Source organism: Bacillota bacterium (assembly GCA_013178045.1).
Lineage (GTDB): Bacteria > Bacillota > Ch66 > Ch66 > Ch66 > Ch66.
The window spans coordinates 203,087-226,604 of sequence record JABLXP010000001.1; the positions used below are offsets into that span (position 1 = coordinate 203,087).

The window sequence follows — 23,518 nt, forward strand, 5'->3', positions numbered from 1 at the left end:
CAATTAAACTTTAGATTAACGATTAGGAACCAGGAAATAATAATCTAAGATATTTGCAAATTTTACGGAGGTCTCACTATGTCGACAAAGATGAAAACAAATTCCCTGGATGCAGGAGTATTAGAAAGAATTTTTCACTTAAGAGAAAACCGGACCAATGTATCCACAGAGGTTTTGGCCGGGTTTACTACTTTTGTCACATTGGCCTACATCCTGTTTGTCAACCCGAGCATTTTGAAAGATGCTGGCATGCCAGTAGCCGCAACATTTGCCGCCACCTGTATTGCTTCTGCCTTTGCTACCCTGGTCATGGGGCTCTATGCCAACTATCCGATCGCCGTGGCGCCAGGAATGGGGCTAAACGCCTTCTTTACTTACACCGTGGTGCTCGGAATGGGGCTTCCCTGGCAAACCGCTCTGGGCGCGGTCTTTATTTCGGGCGTTGTTTTTTTCCTCCTGACGGTTACTAAGGTCCGGGAATGGATTGTTGACGGAGTACCCCAGGTCCTGCGCTTAGCTATTGGCGTAGGGATTGGCCTGTTTATTGCCTTTATTGGTCTGCGTAACGCTGGGATTGTGGTGAAAAGCGAAGCGACCCTGGTTACCTTGGGCAATATGAAAGAGCCTGGAGTTTTAGTCGCCCTTGTCGGTCTTATTATCACCAGCTTCTTGATTACCCGGCGGATTAAAGGGGCATTGCTTCTGGGTATTCTGTTGACAACGGTGATTGCCGTCATATCCGGAGTAGCGCCAGCTCCCAAGGGAATAAGCAGCTTTTTGGCTGTTTCTAATCCTTTCGCCGCCCTTCAGTCAACGGCGTTCAAGTTGGATATTAAGGGCGCGTTAAGCGTTGGTCTGATTTCAATCCTTTTTTCCTTTACTTTTGTGGATTTGTTCGACAATATTGGGACTCTGATCGGTGTCTCACGCAAGGCCGGTTTGCTGAATGAAAAAGGAGAGTTACCCCGGATCGGCAAGGCTCTTTTTTCTGATTCGCTTGGGACAATGTTTGGTGCCCTGATGGGGACCAGTACGGTGACCAGTTATATTGAAAGCGCAGCTGGTGTTTCCGCTGGCGGAAGGACCGGGCTAACCGCGGTGGTGGTGGCCTTGCTTTTCATTATTGCCATAATTTTTGCTCCTCTGGTAGGGCTGATCCCACCGCAGGCCACCGCTCCTGCCCTAATCATCGTGGGCGTATTGATGATGGGGGAAATCAGGTCAATAAAATTTGATGATTTCACCGAGGCCTTGCCAGCCTTTCTTACCATCATCATGATGCCCCTCACCTTCTCCATCGCTCAGGGCTTGGCCTTTGGGTTTATGTCCTATACAATTGTGAAATTGATAGCTGGGCGGCATAAAGAAAATAATCCCGTAGTGTATATTCTTACTATCTTATTTATCCTGCACTTCATTTTAGGGCAGACGGCTTGATGAATGATGAATACTTCATTATAATAATAAAGTCTTTCCTTGTTTCCAGAGCTTTACTCGGCTTTGCTTTCAGTTAACAACAGTTGCAGGCGCATCGCGTGTTCAGCTTCGTCATGCATGATGTCAAAGAAAATATCTCGGTAAAACAAGCGGTTGGACTGGAGATAGTAATCCTTGTAATGCTCATAAGCGTCGATCTCGGCGATAATCCTTTCTCTTAAAGCAGTACGGTAGTTTGGCACTTGTGGGTCGACTCTTGCCGGCTTGGAAGGTTTTGTGCCAGTCAATGTCATATACACTTTGGAAAAAAGCTGCTCATGCCTTTTTTCGTCCTTCGCTATGTTTAATATGGTTTGTCTGGTTTGCGCGTTGGGGGCCTGTTCCGCCAACTTCTCGTAATAGGCCGCATCACAGATCTCATTTTTTATGGTTTTTTCCAGGTCTTCAATAAATTCGTATTGGTACACTTTATCTCTCCTCCTTAGCTGTTCTGTTACTTGGATCATATTCAAAGGATTGATAAAGTGTCACAATACCACCCTAATTTTGTCTTCCAGAAAAATAAAACTTTTATTTTGCTTGGTTCTGGTTATACACATTGCCTCTGGCCAAGGACGCAAATATGCCGCTAGCAGATAGTACCGTAAAGATAATAAACGAAGTTTTGGTGCTCCTTATTAATAAGTCAGAATAAGCCGGGCTTAATTCCATATTACCAACATAGAGTGCAATAATTAATGTTACAATGGCCATGCTGATGGCTTGACCGGTCAGTCTCATTGTGCCCAAAGTTGAGGAAGCAATGCCGTAAAACCTTTTTTCTACTGACCCCATCACCGCGTTGCTGTTCGGCGATGCGAACAGAGCAAAGCCAATTCCTAAAAGCATTAAATTGGCGACGATCAGCCAGATCGGGGTAGTTTTCGTAATAAATAGTAAAACAAATAATCCGAGAGTTACTATGCCCATTCCCCATGATGAGACAATTCTTGGTTCGATCCGGTCAGATAATCTGCCCGCGAAGGGGGATAACAGGGCCATAACTACCGGTTGAGCGAGCATGATCAGCCCGGCTACCTGGGAATTTAATCCCATCGTGACCTGCAGGTGCAGGGACATTAAAAAACTTACCGCAAAAGTGGCGCTGTAATTTATTAAAGCGGCCAGATTCGAAAAGGCAAAAGTCATATTCTTGCTGAAAAGTGCTACATTCAGCAGCGGATTTTCTTTCTGTTTTTGCTGCCAGATAAAAATACCGATCACAAACAGGCTTAATAACAAGATGTATTTGGCTTCCATAGATTTGGCAATTGATGATAAACCGTAAATGAAAGTGACCAAGCCCAGAACGTAGAGAATGGAACCGGTTAAATCAAATTTTTCACCACTTGCTCCCACCCATTCTCCCGGCAACTTCAATAGGGTAAGCAGGATAATCAATATCCCGATCGGCACGTTAAAATAAAAAATTGACTCCCAACCTAAATAGTGGTTCATCGCTCCCCCCAATACTGGACCCAGCGACAGACCAGTATAAACGGTAGCACTGTTTATCCCGAGAACCTTTCCCCGCTCGCCAGGAGGAAAAACCGAAGTCAGAATAGCCATTCCGGTACTGAAAACCATGGCACTGGCAATCCCCTGGAGTAAACGAAAGATAATGAGTGCCTCAAGCGACCTTGCAGAACAGCATAACAACGAAAACAGAGAAAAACCAGCAATTCCCAGGAGAAAAATTTTCTTCCGTCCAATGATATCGGCCAGGCGCCCAAAGGGAACCAAGAATGCGGCCGAGGCCAGTAGAAAACTGGAAACAACCCAGCTGAGTAAATAGGCCCCACCCGTTAGCTCTTTTCCAATAGAAGGAATCGCCAGGTTCACTGCACTGCCCATAAACGGGGTGAGGAACGAGGCCATGGTAACTATCACCAGCGAGCTCTTTTTTAGTGAAGTATCGTGTTTCAACTCAGCTTCTCCGTTCATATTTGCCCCTTCCAAAGCGATCATTTTTTCTTCATTTGAAGTCTTCTCCGGTTGTAGACAAATTCCTCTTTTTTCTTGAGGGCTACCTGATTTTACCTTTGTTTTGTGTAAAAACATTGTTAAAATATGCCTGTAGTGAATTATTTTCTACATATGGGGGTTAAAATTTTGCACGAAAAGCCTAAGTTATACAACCATCGGGCCAGATGCATATTTGGCGGTTTTACCTTTTTATTTTTCTTACTTATTTTGCGTTTTGGGCAACTCCAGTTGGTCCAGGGCCAGACCCTCTACCTTAAGGCGTTGGCGAACCGGACAAGAGAGATACCTTTAGAGGCCAACCGGGGGATTATCTACGACCGAAATTTTCATGAACTGGCCATTAGTGTAAATGCGGATGCTGTTTTTGCCCTGCCAGGCGATATTCGTGGTTCGAACCGGGAAAAGGAAATCGCCCAGAATTTAGCGGGGATACTAGAGTTGGACGAGCAGAAGGTTTATGAAAAAATCACCTCTAATTCTCCTTTTGTTTGGCTGAAGTTTAAGGTTTCTGCTGATAAGTCCCAACAAATAAAAAGCCTTGATCTACCTGGTATTGGTGTAACCAGCCGGAGTCAACGCTTTTACCCCCAAAAAACCCTGGCCGCGCATGTGCTGGGAATTGCTGGCATGGAAAACAAAGGATTGGAAGGGATTGAATATTTTTATGATAAGGAATTGAGTGGCATCCAGGGTATATTAGTTGCAGAAGCCGATGCCCAGGGCCACTATATCCCTGATGAAACCAAAAGACTTGTCCCGCCCCAAGATGGAAAAAGTATTGTTCTTACGATAGATGAAACAATTCAATTGATGGCTGAACGGGAGCTGGAAAAAATCATGAAAGAGTACCAGCCCAAAGGCGCGACGGCCATCGTGATGGACGTAACCACGGGGGAAATTCTGGCTTTGGCTTGTCAGCCGACTTTTGACCCCAACAATTATAATAATTACCCCCAGGAGGCCAGGCGAAATTTAGCCGTAAGTTACAACTATGAACCTGGTTCCACCTTCAAAATTATTACCGTGGCAGCCGCCCTGGAAGAAAAAGCGGTCAGCCTGGGAGACTATTTCAACTGCCCTGGCTATATTCAAGTGAACGGCCGGACGATCCGCTGTTCCCACAACGAAGTTCATGGTTGGCAGTCTTTAGCCAAGGCGATGGCTAATTCCTGCAACGTGAGCTTCGTCCAAATTGGGGGCCGTCTGGGTTGGCCAAAACTTTACCAGTATGTTCGGGCTTTCAATTTTGGGAACAAAACCGGCATTGACCTACCAGGTGAATCCCAGGGGATTTTACTCCCAGAAAAAAATAACCGACCAATCGATCTGGCCACAGCTTCTATTGGGCAGACCAATGCTGTTACCCCCATTCAACTCCTCAGCGCGGTTTCCGCGATCGTCAACAATGGTATATACATGAAACCTCACCTGGTAAAAGCTTTTGCTGATAAGGATAAAAACATTATTCAAGAGATTACTCCGGTAGCTTCTGGTCCAATCGTATCTAAAGAGACCTCGCAAGCGGTACGCCTCTTACTGGAAGAAGTAGTCAAAACTGGCACAGGCAAAAATGCTCAGATCGAGGGATATCGTGTTGGTGGTAAGACCGGGACCGCCCAGAAGATTGCCCCAACCGGTGGCTATCTGCCCAACGAGTATGTTGCTTCTTTCATTGGCGTGGTCCCGATCGATAATCCTCGGCTTGCTGTTTTAGTGGTGGTGGATGCTCCCCAGCGTGGGTTGCCGTACGGTGGCTGGGTGGCGGCTCCGGCTTTTAAAGAAATTGCCAGGGAAGCGCTAAAAAGACTGGGGGTTTATCCTACAACATTGGAATTCCAAAGCGATGGACAGGACACACAAGTTGCTACCGTGCCGAATGTACTTGGCTTATCAGGAGAAGAAGCGGTTCAAAAAATTAAACAAGCGGGTTTGCAACCTATTCTGCAGGGGAATCAGAATCGGGTTGTTAACCAGTATCCATCTCCCGGGAGCAAAGTAGTGTCCACTCAGCCAGTATTTGTCAACCTGTCAGGCCGGAAAGAAGTTACCTATAACCCGCAGAGCAAACAAGTTATTGTCCCAGACTTAACTGGCAAAACGGTACGTGAAGCTGCCCAGATCCTTGGTTTGCTCGATTTGAAGATTCAAATTGAAGGGAGCGGCGTGGCTTACAAACAAGATGTAGCCCCTGGTACATACGTCAGAGAAGGCGCAGTCATTACTGTTAGTTTTCGTGGAGTTGAGTAGGAAATTTCCCGCGGATGTATTGTGCCGGCCATTCAATGTTTTGGCCCAGTAAGTAAGCGGCTTTTAAGGGCCAGTATGGATTGCGCAGCAATTCCCGACCGATGTACACCAGATCTACTCCCGATTTCACCACTCTTAAGGCCTGCATGGGTTCGGTGATCAGGCCACCGCCGATAACAGGAAGATTTGTTCTTTCCCTGATTGTTAAAGCAAAGGGAATCTGGTAGCCAGGGTAAGCCCGCGGCACGGTTTCTGTGACCGCGCCTGAACTTACGTCTACAACATCGATGCCTTTGTGTTTAACAGTGTTGATCATTTCGGCCACGTCCTGGGGGGTGTTGCCGCCGGCTTCGAAGTCATGCGCCGAGACCCGTACCAGCAGCGGCATACCTGATGGCAATACGGACTGCACGGCTTCCACTACTTCTCCCAATAGACGCGCCCGGTTGGCTGGCGAACCGCCGTATTCATCTTCCCTTTGATTGCTTAATGGTGAGAGAAACTGACTCAACAGGTAACCATGGGCGGCATGGATTTCTATCAGGTCAAACCCCGCCCGCACGGCTCGGCTAGCTGCCTGGGCAAAGCTTTCCACCACTCCCTTGATATCGTCCCGGGTCATTTCTTTTGGTGTCCCATATTTGGCGTTAAATGCGATGGGGGACGGCGCCAGCAACGGCTGCCCGGCAACGTGGCTTTTACGTCCACCGTGGTTCAATTGAATGCCAATGCGACTGCCATTCGCTAAAACGGCCTCAACCAGCCGTTTTAGCCCGTCAACCTGTCTATCATCCCATAGCCCCAGGTCACTGTTGGTTAATCTCCCCTCTGGGGCAACGGCGGTGGATTCTACAATCAGTAAGCCTACCTGCCCTACGGCACGCGTGGCATAGTGGATCACGTGCCAATCGGTTACTGTTCCGTCCAGGTTAGCGCAGTACATACACATTGGCGGCATTACAATGCGGTTTTTTAACGTCAGGTTTTTCACGGAAAACGATGAAAACAACATGGGTAGGTCCTCCATTTTTAATCAGAAACCTATTTTTTTAATTCTAAAAGCACAACTTTTGGTATAAGGTCCAGGTCTTTGCCAGTAATAGAGAAAGCCTGGGTTTTCTCATAGCCAGGGTAATGTCTTAAAAATTCATCTGCTCCGCTAATTGGAAAATCTATATATTCAGTTTTGTAGTGCATTGGTATGACGCATTTAGGGCCGAGTTGTTCGACGATCTTGGCAGCCTGATTATGGTCAATAGTAAAATAGCCGCCGACGGGGACGAAAAGCACATCTATATCTCCGATTGCCTTCACCTGTTCCAAAGTGAGAACATGCCCCAGGTCTCCCAGGTGACAGAGCCTTAAATCCTCCGCTTCGATAATATATATAATGTTCTTACCTCTTTTTTTACCCCCATCTGAATCATGGAAAGAAGGAATCCCGACGATATTAACTTCTGTGAAGTTATATTGCCCTTCTTTTTCAATAATAACCGGCTCGCCGAGTATTGTCTTGACTGCATTGTGATCATAGTGTTGGTGACTGATGGTGATATAATCGGCTGCCAGATTAGGTAATGGGTAACCAATGCTTTGATCGAATGGATCGGTAATTATGGTCGTACCAGTTTGTAATTGAATAGCAAAACAAGCGTGACCAAGCCACTGAATTATCATTTTCAACCCCCCATTAATATATTTTTAAAGTTATTTCTCCCTTCGTTTTGCCAGGAATTCCCGCAATAGCTCGCGATGTTCTTCAGATTGGAAGCAGATCCCCTGCGCGAATGCTTCCAGTTCCAGCAATGTCGGGAGATCACAGCTCAGGCTGCGGTTGAGAATCGACTTGGCTAATCTAATCGCCGTTGGCGATTTTCGGGCGATGTCCCTAGCTAATTCGAACACAACGGGTTCCAATTCTGCCCGGGGAACGACTCGGTTAATTAGCCCCATTTCTTTCGCTTCTCTGGCCGTGAGCATTTGACCGGTGAAGACCATTTCTTTCGCGCGCGGCAGACCTACTAACCGAGGCAGAAAATACATTCCGCCAAAGTCAGGAATTAATCCAATTTGAATAAAGATCTCCGAAAACCTGGCTTCTTCTGCCGCCACAATTAGATCTGCAGCCAGGACCAGATTGCACCCTGCTCCGGTTGCCACTCCATTAACAGCGCAGATAATCGGTTTTTCTAAGTTAACCATGGTCATGAGCAGGCGATCCAGGTTGCGAATCCGCTCACGTCCAGAACTGGCGTCGAAACCACCCGTCTGCTCTTTGACGTCCCCGCCGGCACAGAATGCCCGACCAGCACCGGTGATCACCACCACACGAACTTCGTCATCTTTGCCCAACTCTTCTAACGCTAATCGAATTTCTTCCCGCATCAGGAGATTCAGAGCATTAAGCGCGTCTGGCCGGTTTAAGGTGAGCAAACCAATGCCCTCTGTCCGTTTAACTAGAATGGTGCTGTACAAATCACAATCACTCCTTCTTAATTAACCAGGTTGTAATTGGAATACAATTTATTAGATCTTGTTAGTCCGCCGCCAGATCTTCATCTTTTCTGCTTCTTTAATGAGTTCGTCGCGAAAATTAGGGTGGGCAATCCCGATAATTGCTTCTGCGCGTTGCCAGGTCGTTTTCCCTTTCAGATTTACTTTCCCGTACTCCGTGACCAAATAGTGAGTGGCCGTCCGCGGGTCGGTAACAATTCCGCCGGGGGTAAGAATGGGCCGAATTCTTGATTTAACCGCACCGTTTTTAGTCGTGTATGTCGATGAAAGGCAGATAAAAGCTTTACCCCCCCTTGAATCATACGCACCCTGGACAAAATCAAGCTGACCCCCGGTCCCACTAATGTGGTGAATCCCGCTAGACTCCGAACAGATCTGCCCAAAGAGGTCAACTTCGACCGCGTTATTAATCGCCACCATATTATCCAACTGGGCGATCGTGGCTGGGTGATTGGTGTAATCTACGGGGTAGGCGGCAATCACCGGGTTGTCGTCAATAAAATCGTAGAGCTTTTTGGTCCCGGCGGCAAAAGTCATGACCATCTTGTACCGGTCGATATTTTTCCTTACCCCGGTGATTTTTCCGGCCAGGTACAGATCGACGAACGAGTCGACCAGCATCTCGGTATGAACACCCAGGTCTTTGAGGTCGGATTGGGCGATCATCGCGCCAACGGCATTGGGCATTCCGCCGATTCCGAGTTGCAGACAAGCCCCATCAGCCATTTCTTCAACGATCAACCGGGCCACCGCTTCATCTACCGGCGTGATCGGCGCTGGGGGGATCTCCGGTAGACTGGGGTTGTTGCCTTCAATAATCATATCGACATCTGAAATATGGACGACCTCTTCCCGTCCTCCTCTCACCCGGGGCAGACTGTGGTTGACTTCTACGATGACCACCCGGGCTTTTTCTACGAGAGCCATGTGGTTGGTTACCTGCGGACCGAAATTAAAGAAGCCATGTTTGTCCATGGGGCACACCTGGCAGACAAAAACATCGATTGGTTCGACTTCTTGTCGTGTTAACCGGGGTAATTCATTGAACTTGAAGGGAATGTAGTACGCTGAGCCCCGATCATATAAAGCTCGGTCTCGCCCGCTGAAGTGCCAGCTGTTCCAGACAAAGTGTTCACCGTCAGGATCCGCCTCCATCACCGCGATCGGCCATAAACTACAACAGCTTCGGAACTTGACGTCAAACAATTCCTCTTTGCGCTGGGCCAACGCCCGGTCGAACTCAACCGGGGCGCCAAGAGCAAAGCCATACTCAACCCAGTCGCCAGATTTAACCACAGCAGCAGCTTGTTCGGCTGTAACCAGTTTTTGTCGATACATTTCTAAGAGTCCCATTCTTCGCTGTTCCTTTCCCTGTTTTATGTCGATTTAATTTCCGTTCACAAACATTCTTGCACCCGTTTGATCAGCAGGTCAATACAAGTATGAATATTCTCAGGGGTGTATATACGTAAATTGCCTTGATAATAACGGTTAAAAAGTCTGTCTTTCATCTCAGCCTCCTGAAGCCCGGCTTCAGTCATTTCTCTGATTTCCTTAAAGGCGTTCTGCGCAGCTTCTAGCGCCCGCTTATAAAAAATCTCGATATCATTACCAGTCCAGATTCTCTCGTGGGCAATGCCCAGAACATTGGTAGGATAGCCCATCAACCGCTTAATAGTTTCCACATACAGTTCATATCCTTGAAAGAAGATGGGAAAAATTTCGGTATCAGAAATTTGAAAACCCGCGGCATCCGAGAGGAACATCACCTTATCGGCCGGCAAGTAAGCGGCCAAACTACAGGGACTGTGGCCGGGAGCCGCGATTATCTCTAATTTTATCCCAGTCCTTAGATATAAGGTATCTCCGTCCTCGAGAAGGTAGTCAACTATTATAGTTTGGGCCGGTGGTACCCTGACTGGTTCGGGCAAAAACCCTTCTTTCATTAGAACCTGGACCATTTGTTCATCCTGAGCAAAAAAATTCTCCATTACCGTTGGCTTACCCATCACTTTTTGGGCGTGGGGGCTGGCCGCAACAGCCGCGGTGGGAAACATTTTACGTAAAGCTGGAATCCCACAAACGTGATCAAAATGGGCGTGCATGGCTATCAGGTATCGAATCTCAGGCTGCAAAACCGCTGATTGCCACTGCTGGTAAAAGTTGACGACCGCTCCGGTTACACCACATTCAATAAGCGCTGCTTCTTTTTGGCCAACGATAAAGAAATTAAAATGTCGATTGCCCAAGCACCGGACGTTATCTGTTAATTGTTTTGTCATAAGGGCTCACCTACTTTAATTGAAGGTTTATAAAGTAGCAGGGTGTATTGCAACCCTGCTTCTCTTCTACAACCCATTAACTCATCCACTTTACTTTATTGTCTAATCGCACACCGGGCGTGAATGACCTCGAAGAATTCCATGCTGAACCCTCCTGTGTTATTTTTTACTATTATTTCTATTCCATATTAAATTTTCCTTCTCAGCAAGGCCGGTTTTTCTGGCTGTGAGCACAAGGAGATCAGACTTGTCAGGCGAAATATCATTGATTGGAGGTGTGTGAAGTTGCTCGGCCGCCTTAAAAAATGTGAATTGTGTCCACGAAAATGCCGCGTGAATCGACTTGAGGGAGAAATCGGGTACTGCCGGGCTGGCCTGGAAGCAAAGGTAGCCCTTGCTTCCCTGCACTACTGGGAAGAACCCTGTATTTCTGGGACCAAAGGCTCCGGCACCGTTTTCTTTTCCCACTGCAACTTACGCTGCCTCTTCTGCCAGAACTACCAGATCAGCCAGCATGGGACTGGTCAGGAGGTAGCTATTGCTAGACTCAGCCAGATCTTTTTGGAGCAGCAGGACCGGCAAGCCCACAATCTCAACCTGGTGACCCCGGTTCATTACGTTCCCCAGATTATTGCCGGTTTGGAATTAGCCAGGTCTAATGGTTTTCGTCTCCCGGTAGTTTATAACACCAACAGTTACGAGACAGTGGAGACGATTCGTTCCCTGGCAGGCTATGTAGACGTGTACCTGCCAGACCTGAAATATTATGACGACCGGTATGCGATCATCTACTCCGGGGCCCCTGATTATTTTGCGCAAGCCACCAGAGCGATTGAAGAAATGGTCTCCCAGGTCGGGACACCCCGGTTTGATGAAAACGGTTTAATCCAGAAGGGGGTTATTATCCGGCACCTGGCTCTTCCCGGCCTCTTGGAGGACTCAAAGCGCATCATCGAGTATGTCCACCACACCTTTGGTAATTCGGTGTATTTCAGCCTGATGAACCAATACACTCCCATGTTTCGGGCCCAGGAACGGCCGGAAATCAACCAACCTCTCCATCCGACCGATTATGAGGCGCTTATAGATTATGCCCTGTCGTTGGGAGTGGAAAACGGATTTATCCAGGAAGACGATACCTCTTCTGTCCTCTTTGTGCCGAAGTTTGACCTGCGTGGGGTTTAATTTGCGGTGGTTTGCGAAGCTTTATTTCTTGAATTTCTTGGTTAAAAGTGATATTTTGGTGTCAACCGGAATTTCACAGGATAGGGTATTAAGATGATAAACAATTCACTCTTTCTGATCAGCGGGGTATATTTTCTCTTAAATGTTGCCATCCAGAGTTCCACTATTTTTATTCCTCTGCTTGGTGCCCAGTTGGGCGCGTCGAACTTTCAAGTAGGTTTGATCGGCGCGGCTTACGGAGGGGCTTATCTGCTGGCCTCCCTCTACTCGGGCCAACAATCAGATCGCCAGGGGAAATTACGTTTCGTGCGGGTGGGTCTCCTGCTTAGCACGGTGGCCTTCGCTGGTCAGTTACTGGCTCAACACCTATTGAGCTTGGCTTTGGTACGCGCTGGCGTTGGTTTGTCCCTCGGGGTTACCACGGCGGCTTTGGTGGCTTATGCCTTTGAGTCCGGCGCCGACATGGGACGGTTCAGTTCCTATAGTTCGCTCGGTTGGATTGGGGGAGCGATAGCTGCGGCTTTTTTGAATGATTTTGATGATCTGTTTGCAGCCAGTACCATTTGTTGCACCCTGGCTTTTATTCTTTCTCTCTTCCTTTCACCGCCCAGAGAAGGCAAAGCAATCGCAAAAAGAGAAAGCACCCCTCAGTTAAGTGCTGTGATAAAGCAGGGCTTTCCAGTTTACCTGGCGATCTTTTTGCGACACCTGGGAGCAGCATCGGTGTGGATTATTTTGCCCCTATATTTTACCTCCCTGGGTTTGGATCGTTTCTGGATCGGACTTTTATGGGGAACAAATTACGTTGTGCAGGTTATCGTCATGCGGTCTTTGGAACGCTTCCACCCGCAGCGGGTATTTGCCTTCGGTCAGGCGCTGTCGATCGTGGTTTTCTTAGGCTACGTGCTGATTCATTACCGCTGGCCCCTGCTGCTGGTGCAGGCCATGCCGGGCGTAGCCTGGGCCTGTCTCTACGTGGGGGCGCTTCTGCTTGTCTTGCGGGCCGGTGAAGACCGTGGTACGGCCAGCGGTATCTTCCAGGCCACCCTAAATCTGTGCAATGCAGTGGGCCCGTTCTTGGGCGGGATGATCGCCCAGGGCTGGGGTTATCGGGGAGTAATGCTTTTTGCTGCGGCCCTTGGGGTTGGCGGGATGATCGTGGCGGTGCCGCAGAGTAGAACTCAGTCGGAAACGTCTAAATCTTTGAGTGGTTGAAAGTAGTTATCTTAAATTCCCCTGACTGGACGGCGGAACGTGTAGTTCCACCAGAATTCTCCCGGTTCCCCAACCCGTTCCCAACCCTCCTGAATAAGCTTATTAACCAGGACATCCAGCAAATCCCTGTGTTCTTGGGTCGACGGGAGGTTATAGAACGGACTGGTACGGAAAACTCGTGATTTCCCCGCAATGTATTCACCTCGCGGCCCACTGGCCTGAGCCACGAATCTAAGGTCGTCTCCCCGATAAAGGAAGCCGTCGCGCACGGTTTCGTATTCGATCTGACAGGTTTCCCATGCGGTTTCGGCCGGCTCCTTACAGGGCTGACCACATTTCCAGCAAAAATTAGCTTCAGCTGGTAACTCCAAGCCGCAGTTCGCGCAATACATGACTGGCCTACGCCTCCTTGTTAGCTGGCTGAATTCCTGGCGGCTTTTTTCAGGGCAGCGACCCGCTGCCGGCCTTCTTCAAAGCGTCGTTTTTGCTCTTCATTTTCCAGTTTGAGCGGCGGAACAGGAGTTGGACGACCGTTTCGGTCCAGGGCTACCATTACGAAATATCCTTTCAATGCATCCTTTATTTCGCCTCGGCTTAAGTTTTCGACTTGGACGGTGACCAGCACTTCCATGGAAGTTCGGCCCGTATAGACGATCTCCGCATGGCAAATAACCAGGTCGCCGACAAAGATCGGTTCCTGAAAGGTTAACTGGTCTACACTGGCTGTGACGACATTGCAGTGGGAGTGGCGTTGGGCGACGACGCCCGCAGCGATATCCATGAGCTTCATGACTTCTCCCCCATGCATGTTCCCGGCGGCGTTGGCCTGGGAAGGAAGGACAATTTGCGCCATCGTGACCGCGGAGGCAGAACTTGGTTTTGGTTCCATGGGCAGACTCCTTTCCGTAACTGGTGTTCTTCGTATCTTGATGGTAGCATCCTATGAAAACAGTTTTCAATTAACTTACACCTTAAATTATACCTTTAGTGTACCGGTGTTGCCACGGTTCGTCAATAATTACCCTTTTCTATCGCGTACCGATTTGGTTAGTCGTTGACAATTGCTTCTATTTTGTGATTACAATAGGGCGAAAGCAGCTAAAAGAATTGGTGGGAGTGAGAAAGATGTATAACGTCTGGTTGCTCGGGCTGGTGAGCTTGCTAACTGACATCAGTTCAGAGATGGTTTACCCTCTGGTTCCCCTTTATCTAACGGCAAAGCTGGGAGCTACTCCACTGATCGTTGGACTCATCGAAGGAGTGGCTGAAAGTCTAGCCAGTCTGCTGAAAGTCTTTTCCGGATACTTCTCGGACCGGTTGGGCCGGCGCAAGACGCTTACAATATTGGGCTACGGGTCCTCAACTGTTGGTAAGGCACTGTTTTATCTGGCGGCCTCCTGGGGCTGGGTCTTTGGCGGTCGGCTGGTCGACCGCTTTGGTAAGGGTGTACGAACAGCGCCACGCGACGCCATCATCGCAGATTCAGTAAACGCCAGTGAACGGGGACGCGCTTTCGGGCTGCACCGTACCATGGACACCCTCGGTGCGGTGCTCGGTATCCTCCTTGCCTATTACTTATTCACATTCTATACAGGTGACTACCAGACGGTTTTCCTGATGGCAGTAATCCCGTCCATAATCGGTGTGATTGTCTTGTTGGCCGTGCGGGAGAAACGGACAGTGCAAACTGTAGGAGGCAAGCAGTTCAGTCTGAAATGGTCTTCCCTGAACTTTCGTTTACAGGCGTTTCTGGTGGTGGTCTTTCTTTTTGCCCTTGGTAACTCCTCCAATCAGTTCCTTCTGTTACGAGCACAGCAGATGGGGTTTGACGCTGGCTCGGTCATCCTCCTCTATTTGACCTATAATCTGGTCTACACCGTTGTGTCTTACCCGGCCGGGCGGCTATCTGATATCTTTGGTCGGAAAAACTTGTTGGTGCTCGGTTATATGTCGTACGGGCTGGTTTACCTGGGTTTTGCCCGGGCCAGCGAAGCAAGCTCGGTGTGGTGGTTGTTTGGGCTTTATGGGGTCTATGCCGGGGCAACTGAAGGAGTGGAAAAAGCCCTGATTGCGGACATTGCCCCAGCGCACCTGCGGGGAACGCTGATGGGCCTGCACGCCACCCTGGTGGGGATAGGCCTACTACCGGCCTCATTACTGGCGGGCTGGCTGTGGACGAAGTGGGGTGCGGCGGCCCCTTTCTACTTCGGCGGCTTTATGGGTGTGCTGACAGCAGTATTGTTGTGGTTTGTCCTGGCGGAGAAGTCGATGACAACATAATCCTGGCAGTGGGATCATGGGAACGGTTCTCCTGCAGGATTTCCCGACCGTTTAAGTCTGATATGTGCCAGTTGGTAATCACCACCTAACGTTCATCACTTGGATTGTGTTATATGACGTTCGTCTTACCTACCCCTGGCTATCCGATAAAACTCCCACGCGTAGCTGATAAATGCCACAAACATTCCAGTTATGGCTAAACCTAACATATACATGCCGAAGGTCTGCCAAAAAGGTAGGCTTACTATGGCGAACGCAAAAAGCCAAGCAGTAACTTTGCCAAGAATATTGGCAGGCAAAATATTTGCTCCCTTAAGTAAAAGCGTAGCTCCAGTTAAAGCTAAAGTATCCCTTATCACTACAATCGCGAATATCCACCCCGGAATCAAATGGGCTTGCCAAAGGCCATAAAGAGAAGCCAGTAAGATGGCTTTATCTGCGAGCGGATCGAGTAAAGCTCCGTATTTCGTGGTCAAACTATATCGGCGGGCAAGAAAACCGTCAAGCAAGTCAGTAAATTCGGCTAATAAAAACAGCCCTAACGCGACCAGCGGGTTTCGTTTGAATAACCAGGCGATTGGCAGAGCAAGGACAAAGCGCAGGCAGGTTATAACGATGACAGGGTTAATTTGACAAAGCGATTTGCTCACTAGTACCTCCGCTCAAAACAAAAATGGTGAACTTTATGTACTTTTCATCACTTCTGGTTGTTTTCCTGCATGTTGGTTAACGAAAAAGATAGCCCAGAAGAGTGCTTCTTATTAAAAGCTTGATGGCTAATTGCAGTTATTTACTTTCAACCGGGGCCTTTGTTTTTCGGTTAATACGTCTTGAATAAAAATTTGGGGCCTGGTCTTTAGATCGACAACTGGAAATTTATGAATGATGATCCCGAATTTGTTGGAAATAAGTTTAACCTTGGGCCGAGCTGGGTGCTCCGGATCGACGTGGACCACCACACCAATATCTCCTGTACTGAGCTGGACAGTCGAACCCACTGGGTAGGGCGCGATCACCTTGCAAAACACTTTAAGGATCTGGGGGTCAAAAGCCTTTCCTGCCTCGGCTACCATCTGCTGCAGGGCCTGGTGAGGATACAAGCGCTTGGCTGGATTTAGGGGTGAAACCAGGTTATCGAACGTATCAGCCACGGCGGTAATCTTGCCAAAGGGGTGGATCTCTTCCCCTTTTAAGCCACGTGGATACCCGCTGCCGTCAAACCGTTCGTGGTGCTGAAAAGCCGTGTGGGCGACTAGCAGACTGAGCTCACCGTAGGTGCGGATGAGCTCGAAACCCGCAGTGGGGTGTTCGCGATAAACGGCTTCCTCAGATGCTGACCGCTCATTGCTATTATTCAGAATCGCTTCATCCAGTGTTCCTTTGCCGATGTCGTGGAGCAAGGCGCCAGTGCCCAGAAGTTTCAGCCTCAATTGGTCGTAGCCCATGGCGATACCAGTCAGGATAGCTAATACACAAACGCTTACTGAGTGATTGTAAAGATGCGTGCTCTTAGTGCGGATATCATTTAACACGACCAGTGTCGGTGATGAACCGATATCGTCAAGGATCTGGTTGACAATATCAGTAACCAGTTTGATATTAAGCTTCTGATTGCCCCTGATTTTTTCGGCGCACTCTTTGATGATCCGTATGCTTTGTTGTTGCAATGATTCGGAAATTACTTCCTCAACCTCAAGTGTACCGATATACTCGTCTTCTATATAGACAACCAGGACCTCCAGCTGTCTTAGTCGTTGAATCACTGCTGGCGTTAATTTGACCCCTTTTCCGAGCAACAACCGTCCATCTGGCGCATAGATGGCTTTGGCCAGCCGCATTCCTTCTTGTAAATCTGATAAGTCTACGGGCCTCATTGTCCCCTCCTAATCTAGTTGATATGTCCAATTGCTTGGCCCATCAATAACCGTTCCCCGGGCTGAAGATCAGTCCTTAGACTGACCCGGTCTTTTTCAAATAACAAGATGACAGTGGAACCGAACTCGAAACGGCCGAGCTCTTTTCCTTTGTCAAAAAAAGGTGCCGATGCTAGTTCTCCATGAAAAAGACGACCGGCAGTGACATTGGTAGTGACATCGTCTGCGTAGACAACCCGGACGCTGCCGACTAAAGTCGCTCCAACCTTAACCATGGCCACTTCGCCGGCCGGGGTTGCCAAATAAGTGATGAGACGTTCATTACGGGCGAATAGTCCCTGGACTGCCCGTACCCCGAATGGATTAACAGGAAACAGGGTGCCTGGCACGTAAGTATAACGGGTGACTTTTCCCGCAATGGGTGTGTGGATGCGGTGGTAGTCCCGCGGACTGAGATAAATCGTGATAAAGCTCCCGCCATAATAGCGGCTGACCTGTTCAGGTGCGCAAGCCAGGAGTTCGGTGACCCGGTAATGGACCCCTTTAGCTTGGAACAGTTGGTCTGTTTCGATAATGCCTAAGGCAGAAACGAGCCCATCTACAGGGCTGACGATAGAATGCGGATTAGGATCGATTGGTCTCAGTTCTGGTTTTACCCGGCGGACGAAAAAATCAGTCAGGGAAGCGTACTCCCCAATTTCCAGTTCCACTTGGCTCAGGTCGATCTTGAAACAGCGAGCATATAAGGGAATAAGAGGCCGACTGGCCGACCCTCGGGCAAACCACCCGAACCAACGCGATATGATTTTGACTGGTAATATGCTCAGTAAAGCCAATCGTACTTGGTCTAGCATTCATTGGTCCCTCCGTATGCAAAAAAGAGCTCATCCCCAGTATAACCGATATGGGGATAAATGTGTATCATTAACTTTGGGCACCAATTTATAAGGGCTGAAACTTACTTGTTTCAGCCCTTATATGCCTTATATGCACAACATTTATCATATGCTATTTCTGAAGCATTATTTACGCAACAAAGCGTTTGTGCCTTGTACCATAGATTACTTTATCGTTAGCTACATTCCTGGTTTGTTGTTCGTAAGCCTCCAGTTTAGCTTCCAGTTCTTGCAGTCGTAAGGATTCTGCCCTTTTCTCTTTTTCCTGGAGAGCCCGCCGGGCAATTGCGCCGGTGATAAACCATACTGAAACAAAGAAGGCAATTTTAACTGTCACGTAAAAGGCAACAAATAGGAGAAATAAAGTTTTCAATGTAATCATATTATCTCCCCCCTTATAACACCTCTCTCAAAACCTTTGCCTATTAATAAAAGCAAAAATCTTGCCAAAAGTATGGCAAGACAGAAAAAAGTTACAATTTTTTTGGGAAGCTGTAACGCGGCCCAGTTAAATCAACATTCCCAACTAATGGTTCAGAAAAGTTACACCAAGGAGTATAAAATATTACAAATTTGTTCTAATGAGCACATGTACTACCGGTACAATAATGTTCCATTTGTCAGTGTAGAATGACGTCTTTGGCAGAAAAAACCTTTTAAAATATACTTTTAACACAATCATTACGACGTTCCATAATGGTACTAAATTGTTCCAAATCTGAAGAAAAATCACGTTGCTTGAAGGCCGTTATATCAGGCCTGAAATCTATGCATTAAATGAAAAAATTAACAAATGGAACGTAATAATTCCACTTTCCTGTAATTGTTGGTCTGTCGTCAATGATGAAATGGGTTTTTAGCAATAAAATATCAAATTATGCATCAGATTCCACCTGGAAATCACTCGTACCAGTAAGCCTGTATTTGTTTAACTTGCGAATGATCGTGGTGTGCGTTACCCCGAGCAGTTCAGCAGCTCGCCGGGTACTTTTACCAAGTTGCAATGCTCGAGTAATCAGAGCTTTTTCCACCAGTTCTTCTGCGTCTTTCAATGGGATTAATGAGTGAACCCGGATCGGAGAAGCATCCTCCCCATTACGGTTGGTGATGTGTGGTGGGAGATGAAGTGGCGTAATTACGTCGGCATTACTGGTAACGATCAACCGCTCGACTAAGTTTTGCAATTCACGGACATTTCCTGGCCAGCTATACTTTTCAAGTAACCGGAAAGTTTCTTCTGAAAAACGACGATTCAGATGATATTTTTCGTTGTATATTTGTAAGAAGTGGGTGAGTAGCGGAACGATGTCCTCTGGCCGTTCGCGCAAAGGTGGTATTTCCATCGGAACAACGTTTAGCCGGTAGAACAAATCTTCACGGAATTTACGCTGGCGCACCATTTCCGGCAAGTCTTTGTTAGTAGCGGCAATGATCCGAACATTGAGTTTGATCGGTTTGCTGCTGCCGACCCGGTAGATCTCTTGCTCCTGAATCGCTCGTAACAGTTTGACCTGGAGGTTTAAGGGAATCTCTCCTATTTCATCAAGGAGCAGTGTCCCATTATTAGCCATTTCGAAAATCCCAATGTGTCCCTCCCGGTTGGCGCCGGTAAACGCCCCTTTCTCATAACCGAATAATTCTGATTCGAGAAGATTTTCCGGGATAGCGCCGCAGTTGATCTGAATAAATGGCCCGTCCCGACGGGCACTGGCACGGTGAATTAGCTTGGCGATGACCTCTTTGCCTACCCCGGACTCCCCACTAATCAAGACAGTTGAATCAACCCGCGCCACCCGGCAGGCCAGCTCAGTGATCCGGCGCATCGCCCCACTGACACTGACGATCTCGGTGGTTAGCATGAACCGGGCCCGCCATTCTTCCAGTTCTTGATAATACCGTTCAGTTAACTCACTGGCTTTCTGCACCTGTTCCCGGAGGTAATTCAATTCCGTCATGTCCCGCAGGTTGGTGACTATCCGGATGATGTTACCTTCTTCATCAAAAACCGGGTTGCCTGTAGCGAAAATTTGCTTACCTGACTGGACCCGCTCGGTTAAGGAAACTGGTTTACGTTCTTTTAGCACCCGCAAAGAGACCGAATCTGATAAGAAACCGGCCGCGATCAGATCCTGGGCGGTTTTTCCCAGAACATCTTCTGGTTTTGCTCCCGTCATCTTTAAGAAGCTATTGCTGACCCGGATAAAGCGTCCCTGGGGATCGGTAATGGCCAGGCCGTCGTATGATGATTCCAGGATGCTTTCCAGTTCTTTATTTAGGTCTTTGACGGTCTTTAGCTCTTTATAGGCAAGTTCTAGTTCAGACAGGTCTTGAAAACAAGCGACGACCCCAATAACTTCCCCATCTTTCCAGATAGGCGTCCGGTTGGATATGGCCACCACTCCCTGGTTGAATTCGACCCGGCGGTTGTATTGCGGGATTCCCGAGGTGAGAACTTCGGGAATATTAGTTGTTGGAATAACTTCGACAATGTGCTTGCCAATCGCCTCGCTGGCCGGCACGCCGACCATCCGCTCTGCGGCCGGATTAAAGTGGGTAACAATTCCCTGCCGGTCAACCCCGATTATTCCGTTATGACAAGAGTCCAGTACGTATTTCAACTGGTTTAGAGTTGTCTCGTAAGATTCTAGCAAAGCCATACCGATTTGGGTTTTGGAGAGAAGACCGAGATAAGCTCCTTCACTGTTTTCCACTACTAACCAGTTAGTCGGAAATTGAAATGCCACCTCAACCACAGTACATTCCTCGATCACCGACCACTCTTTATTCAGAATCCAGGTGATCGGCATTTCGTAATCAAGGCCGAGAAACTGAAGCAAGTCATTCTTTACCGCGATCCCCAAAACCCGTCCATCATCGTCGAGCACCGCGCCACCTTCCATGTCTTCGGCAAGCAGTGTTTCCAGAACACTAACGACAGTGTCTCGCTTGGAGAAAGCAGTTTGCTTGCGGGGCAAGAGGTCCTTCACCTTTGCCTTCATATCCTGATCTCTCCTTTTTCAGTAGATAAAAAACTATTCGCGCATGGAAAAGACAATTCCTTCTTGGGTTATATAATCTGTTGTAATAAGGTAAAAAAGCAAGGGAAAAAATGTCAATATTTACCTGAAGGAAAAATTCCTGGGAATGTCGAATTATTGTAGCAACCAATGGATGAATTAGTAGAATTAATCCGTGGTGAAAAAATTTAGCGAAGTTGTACGAAAGGAGGGAACAAATGAAATTCAATCGTCTTTTATCAATGGTTACCATGATCGGGTTCCTGGTCTCTTCAGCGTTGGTGTTGACGCCAGCTCAAGCGTCAGCAGCAACGACGACTGGTTCCTATTACATAACCTACACCAACTATAAAGTGGTTGCGGGTGATACTCTGTGGCTGATCGCTAAAAAATTTAGCACTACGGTTGACACTCTTGTCAAGATCAACAACTTAACATCAACTGATCTTCAGGTTGGCCAGGTCTTGAAAGTTCCCCAATCAACTCCAACTACCCATTACTATGTTCAACCTAATGACACCTTGTACCTGATTGGACAGCGTTTTGGGATTTCAGTGGACAAACTAATGGAATTAAACAGCCTTAAAGACAATAGCACAATTTATCCGGGACAGAGTCTCGTGATCCCCGGCAGTTACCTCAAGTATACGGTGAATTCAGGTGACACCCTCTTCTTGATCGCCCAGAAATTTGGGACAACCATAGAGCGGATTATGGGATTAAACTGGCTTAAGTCCAGTATCCTTAGTGTTGGCCAAATTTTACTGCTTCCCTGCGCCCCACCCGGGATCGACCCTATTAACTCGCCCCCAGCCATACCAGAAGCACCAAAACCAACACCTCCGCCAACGGTGACATGGGGAAATTTACCACCGGGTGTGGTGCTTTACCACGTCGTTGCGGGGGACAATCTGTGGACAATTGCTAATAAATATGGGACAACTGAGGAGACCATTATCAAGACCAACAACCTGCATGCCCAACTTATTGGGCCGGGACAACCCCTTTTTATTCCGGTAAATTCAACCCAACCAATCACGATCATCCCGCCCTCGGTTCCCCGTAAGCCGGGTTATGGCGAACTGCTTGACTGGGAATTTGCCAACTGGATTTTTAACACGGGCAGTACAGCCGTGCTCCAGGATTTAGAAACAGGCAAGCAGTTTAAGATTTATCGAATTGGCGGCTCTAACCACGCGGATTGTGAGCCGTTAACCGCTGAGGATACTGCCGTGATGAAAAGTGTATTTGGTGGCACCTGGACCTGGAACACACGAGCAGTCTTGCTCCTGATCGGCGACCGGGTGATCGCGGCCTCGATGGCTGGGATGCCGCACAGCTTTGACACAATCAGCGGCAACAATTTTGTGGGCATGTTTGATCTGCACTTTTTAAATAGTCGAACTCACAACACCAACGAGGTCAGCGCCGCTCACCAGGCGATGGTCCAGAAAGCGGCTGGGAATTAACTATAATCAAATTTTAGCACAAATTAACCCGCCTGTGAATGATAGGCGGGTTAATTTGCGTTTCGATAAATCATAATCTTATCTTCATCTAATAATATGGACTCAATTATATAAGCAATTAATATTATCCCAGGGATATTGACAATAAACCTTGTCAGCATAAACTTCCATCCCATTGCGGAAGCCTCGAATAATAACATTGGAATCTTTGTCGTCGACCATGCTCCAATAAATATCAAGATATTTGATAATTTACATCCCTTCTTCAGAAGTACACCAGCCAGGGGAAAGGCTGCGTATAGCGGACCAGCGGCAGCTGAACCCAAAAGAAAAGCAAGAGCCATGCCTAGCAGTCCTGATTTTTCACCCATTAATTTAATCACGGTTTCCCTTTCTACCCAGACATCAAGTAGGCCTAACAGAACAAAGATTGGCGGCAATACTGACAACATTTCAAGCATATTGTTTCCCGATATTTGTAACGACTTGATACCAATAGTGGGATGCAGAACGAGGAGCGCAAGGTTAAAAAACAATATTATAATCACAAACTTATAACGACTAATAACCGCACTCATTTTAATACCACCCCAATTATCATGGCCACTGCAAATGAAAATACAAATGCTAGCCCGTTTCTTAAAGCTGTAACCTTTTTCCCAAAATACTTAACTTCTACGGGTACTGTGACAATACCCACCATCATTAGTGTTGAGATAAAAACTGCAATTTGCATAAAGCCAGCACCACTTTTTAGAAGTGCTGCGGCCAGGGGAAACGCCACAAACCCGGGTATTAATGTAATAGACCCTATTATCGATGCGATAATCATTCCCATCCAACCGGATTTTTGGCCAATCAGTTTTGAAATAGTCTCTGGGCTGAGTACTGCAAGCGTGATCCCAATTATAAGTAAAATGGCAAGAAACTGCGGCAATATGTTTTCAAATGATTTCCAAGCCTTTTTTAAAGCCATATTTGTTTTCTTTTTATCCCTGTAAAACGAATATAATAATAAAACTATGGTTAAAACATAAAGTGTATTGGTAAACATAGGACACCTTCTTTCTCTCATCA

At 47.6% G+C, this 23,518-nt stretch carries 22 protein-coding genes; 6 read left to right on the forward strand and 16 right to left on the reverse strand.

The window, feature by feature from the left end; all coding sequences use genetic code 11:
- Positions 1–78 precede the first annotated feature (78 nt).
- Positions 79–1,437 (forward strand): NCS2 family permease, encoded by a 1,359-nt coding sequence (locus HPY81_01070; GenBank protein ID NPV26052.1) that lies wholly within the window; start codon positions 79–81, stop codon positions 1,435–1,437.
- Positions 1,438–1,490: 53 nt separating this feature from the next.
- Here HPY81_01070 and HPY81_01075 read toward each other — a convergent pair whose 3' ends face one another.
- Together HPY81_01075 and HPY81_01080 are read right to left on the reverse strand one after the other, a co-directional pair.
- Entirely contained in the window at positions 1,491–1,904 is a 414-nt protein-coding gene (locus tag HPY81_01075; GenBank protein ID NPV26053.1) for a ferritin-like domain-containing protein, read from the reverse strand.
- A gap of 103 nt (positions 1,905–2,007) precedes the next feature.
- A complete protein-coding gene (locus tag HPY81_01080) occupies positions 2,008–3,402 on the reverse strand; it encodes an MFS transporter (protein NPV26054.1) in 1,395 nt (464 codons plus the stop codon).
- A gap of 267 nt (positions 3,403–3,669) precedes the next feature.
- On the opposite strand from HPY81_01080, the gene HPY81_01085 reads away from it, so the two are divergent.
- The gene (locus HPY81_01085) at positions 3,670–5,709 is read left to right on the forward strand and encodes a PASTA domain-containing protein (GenBank protein NPV26055.1); all 2,040 of its coding nucleotides are present in this window, start codon (positions 3,670–3,672) and stop codon (positions 5,707–5,709) included.
- Here the strand turns inward: HPY81_01085 and namA are convergent.
- Genes namA through HPY81_01110 form a run of 5 tightly spaced genes read right to left on the reverse strand, consistent with a single transcriptional unit; the run spans position 5,687 to position 10,505 of the window.
- On the reverse strand, positions 5,687–6,721 hold the full coding sequence (gene namA, locus HPY81_01090) for an NADPH dehydrogenase NamA (GenBank protein ID NPV26056.1): 1,035 nt from the start codon (positions 6,719–6,721) through the stop codon (positions 5,687–5,689). The two genes, HPY81_01085 and namA, sit on opposite strands and share 23 nt — an antisense overlap.
- Before the next feature lie 29 nt (positions 6,722–6,750).
- Positions 6,751–7,386 carry an MBL fold metallo-hydrolase gene (locus HPY81_01095; protein NPV26057.1) on the reverse strand — a complete coding sequence of 212 codons (636 nt, stop codon included), beginning with the start codon at positions 7,384–7,386 and terminating at the stop codon, positions 6,751–6,753.
- Between the two features lie 30 nt (positions 7,387–7,416).
- Entirely contained in the window at positions 7,417–8,184 is a 768-nt protein-coding gene (locus HPY81_01100) for an enoyl-CoA hydratase/isomerase family protein (GenBank protein ID NPV26058.1), read from the reverse strand.
- Positions 8,185–8,235: 51 nt separating this feature from the next.
- Positions 8,236–9,576: a butyryl-CoA:acetate CoA-transferase gene (locus HPY81_01105; protein NPV26059.1), complete on the reverse strand. Its 1,341-nt coding sequence runs from the start codon at positions 9,574–9,576 to the stop codon at positions 8,236–8,238.
- Positions 9,577–9,620: 44 nt separating this feature from the next.
- Positions 9,621–10,505 (reverse strand): MBL fold metallo-hydrolase, encoded by an 885-nt coding sequence (locus HPY81_01110; protein ID NPV26060.1) that lies wholly within the window; start codon positions 10,503–10,505, stop codon positions 9,621–9,623.
- 285 nt (positions 10,506–10,790) lie between these two features.
- Between HPY81_01110 and HPY81_01115 the strand changes: the two genes are divergently transcribed.
- Positions 10,791–11,690, forward strand: a complete 900-nt coding sequence (locus HPY81_01115; GenBank protein ID NPV26061.1) for a radical SAM protein — start codon at positions 10,791–10,793, stop codon at positions 11,688–11,690.
- Between the two features lie 93 nt (positions 11,691–11,783).
- Positions 11,784–12,905, forward strand: a complete 1,122-nt coding sequence (locus HPY81_01120) for an MFS transporter (GenBank protein NPV26062.1) — start codon at positions 11,784–11,786, stop codon at positions 12,903–12,905.
- A gap of 11 nt (positions 12,906–12,916) precedes the next feature.
- Here HPY81_01120 and HPY81_01125 read toward each other — a convergent pair whose 3' ends face one another.
- Positions 12,917–13,297 carry a zinc ribbon domain-containing protein gene (locus HPY81_01125; protein NPV26063.1) on the reverse strand — a complete coding sequence of 127 codons (381 nt, stop codon included), beginning with the start codon at positions 13,295–13,297 and terminating at the stop codon, positions 12,917–12,919.
- A gap of 20 nt (positions 13,298–13,317) precedes the next feature.
- Positions 13,318–13,794: an acyl-CoA thioesterase gene (locus HPY81_01130; GenBank protein ID NPV26064.1), complete on the reverse strand. Its 477-nt coding sequence runs from the start codon at positions 13,792–13,794 to the stop codon at positions 13,318–13,320.
- A 236-nt stretch (positions 13,795–14,030) separates the two neighbouring features.
- Between HPY81_01130 and HPY81_01135 the strand changes: the two genes are divergently transcribed.
- Positions 14,031–15,185, forward strand: a complete 1,155-nt coding sequence (locus HPY81_01135) for an MFS transporter (GenBank protein NPV26065.1) — start codon at positions 14,031–14,033, stop codon at positions 15,183–15,185.
- A 125-nt stretch (positions 15,186–15,310) separates the two neighbouring features.
- Here HPY81_01135 and HPY81_01140 read toward each other — a convergent pair whose 3' ends face one another.
- From HPY81_01140 to HPY81_01160, 5 genes are all read right to left on the reverse strand, one after another.
- Positions 15,311–15,835: a CDP-diacylglycerol--glycerol-3-phosphate 3-phosphatidyltransferase gene (locus HPY81_01140; protein NPV26066.1), complete on the reverse strand. Its 525-nt coding sequence runs from the start codon at positions 15,833–15,835 to the stop codon at positions 15,311–15,313.
- 126 nt (positions 15,836–15,961) lie between these two features.
- Entirely contained in the window at positions 15,962–17,059 is a 1,098-nt protein-coding gene (locus tag HPY81_01145) for an HD-GYP domain-containing protein (protein NPV26067.1), read from the reverse strand.
- 14 nt (positions 17,060–17,073) lie between these two features.
- Complete coding sequence (gene psd, locus HPY81_01150; protein NPV26068.1) at positions 17,074–17,913, reverse strand: phosphatidylserine decarboxylase; 840 nt, start codon at positions 17,911–17,913, stop codon at positions 17,074–17,076.
- 172 nt (positions 17,914–18,085) lie between these two features.
- Entirely contained in the window at positions 18,086–18,337 is a 252-nt protein-coding gene (locus tag HPY81_01155) for a hypothetical protein (GenBank protein NPV26069.1), read from the reverse strand.
- A gap of 493 nt (positions 18,338–18,830) precedes the next feature.
- Positions 18,831–20,954 carry a sigma 54-interacting transcriptional regulator gene (locus HPY81_01160; protein NPV26070.1) on the reverse strand — a complete coding sequence of 708 codons (2,124 nt, stop codon included), beginning with the start codon at positions 20,952–20,954 and terminating at the stop codon, positions 18,831–18,833.
- 236 nt (positions 20,955–21,190) lie between these two features.
- Here HPY81_01160 and HPY81_01165 point away from each other — a divergent pair, with 236 nt between their 5' ends.
- On the forward strand, positions 21,191–22,441 hold the full coding sequence (locus HPY81_01165; GenBank protein NPV26071.1) for a LysM peptidoglycan-binding domain-containing protein: 1,251 nt from the start codon (positions 21,191–21,193) through the stop codon (positions 22,439–22,441).
- A gap of 50 nt (positions 22,442–22,491) precedes the next feature.
- Here HPY81_01165 and HPY81_01170 read toward each other — a convergent pair whose 3' ends face one another.
- Both HPY81_01170 and HPY81_01175 read right to left on the reverse strand, forming a co-directional pair.
- Positions 22,492–23,019 (reverse strand): permease, encoded by a 528-nt coding sequence (locus HPY81_01170; protein ID NPV26072.1) that lies wholly within the window; start codon positions 23,017–23,019, stop codon positions 22,492–22,494.
- Entirely contained in the window at positions 23,016–23,495 is a 480-nt protein-coding gene (locus tag HPY81_01175; protein NPV26073.1) for a permease, read from the reverse strand. The genes HPY81_01170 and HPY81_01175 overlap by 4 nt, the downstream gene beginning before the upstream one ends.
- Positions 23,496–23,518 lie beyond the last annotated feature (23 nt).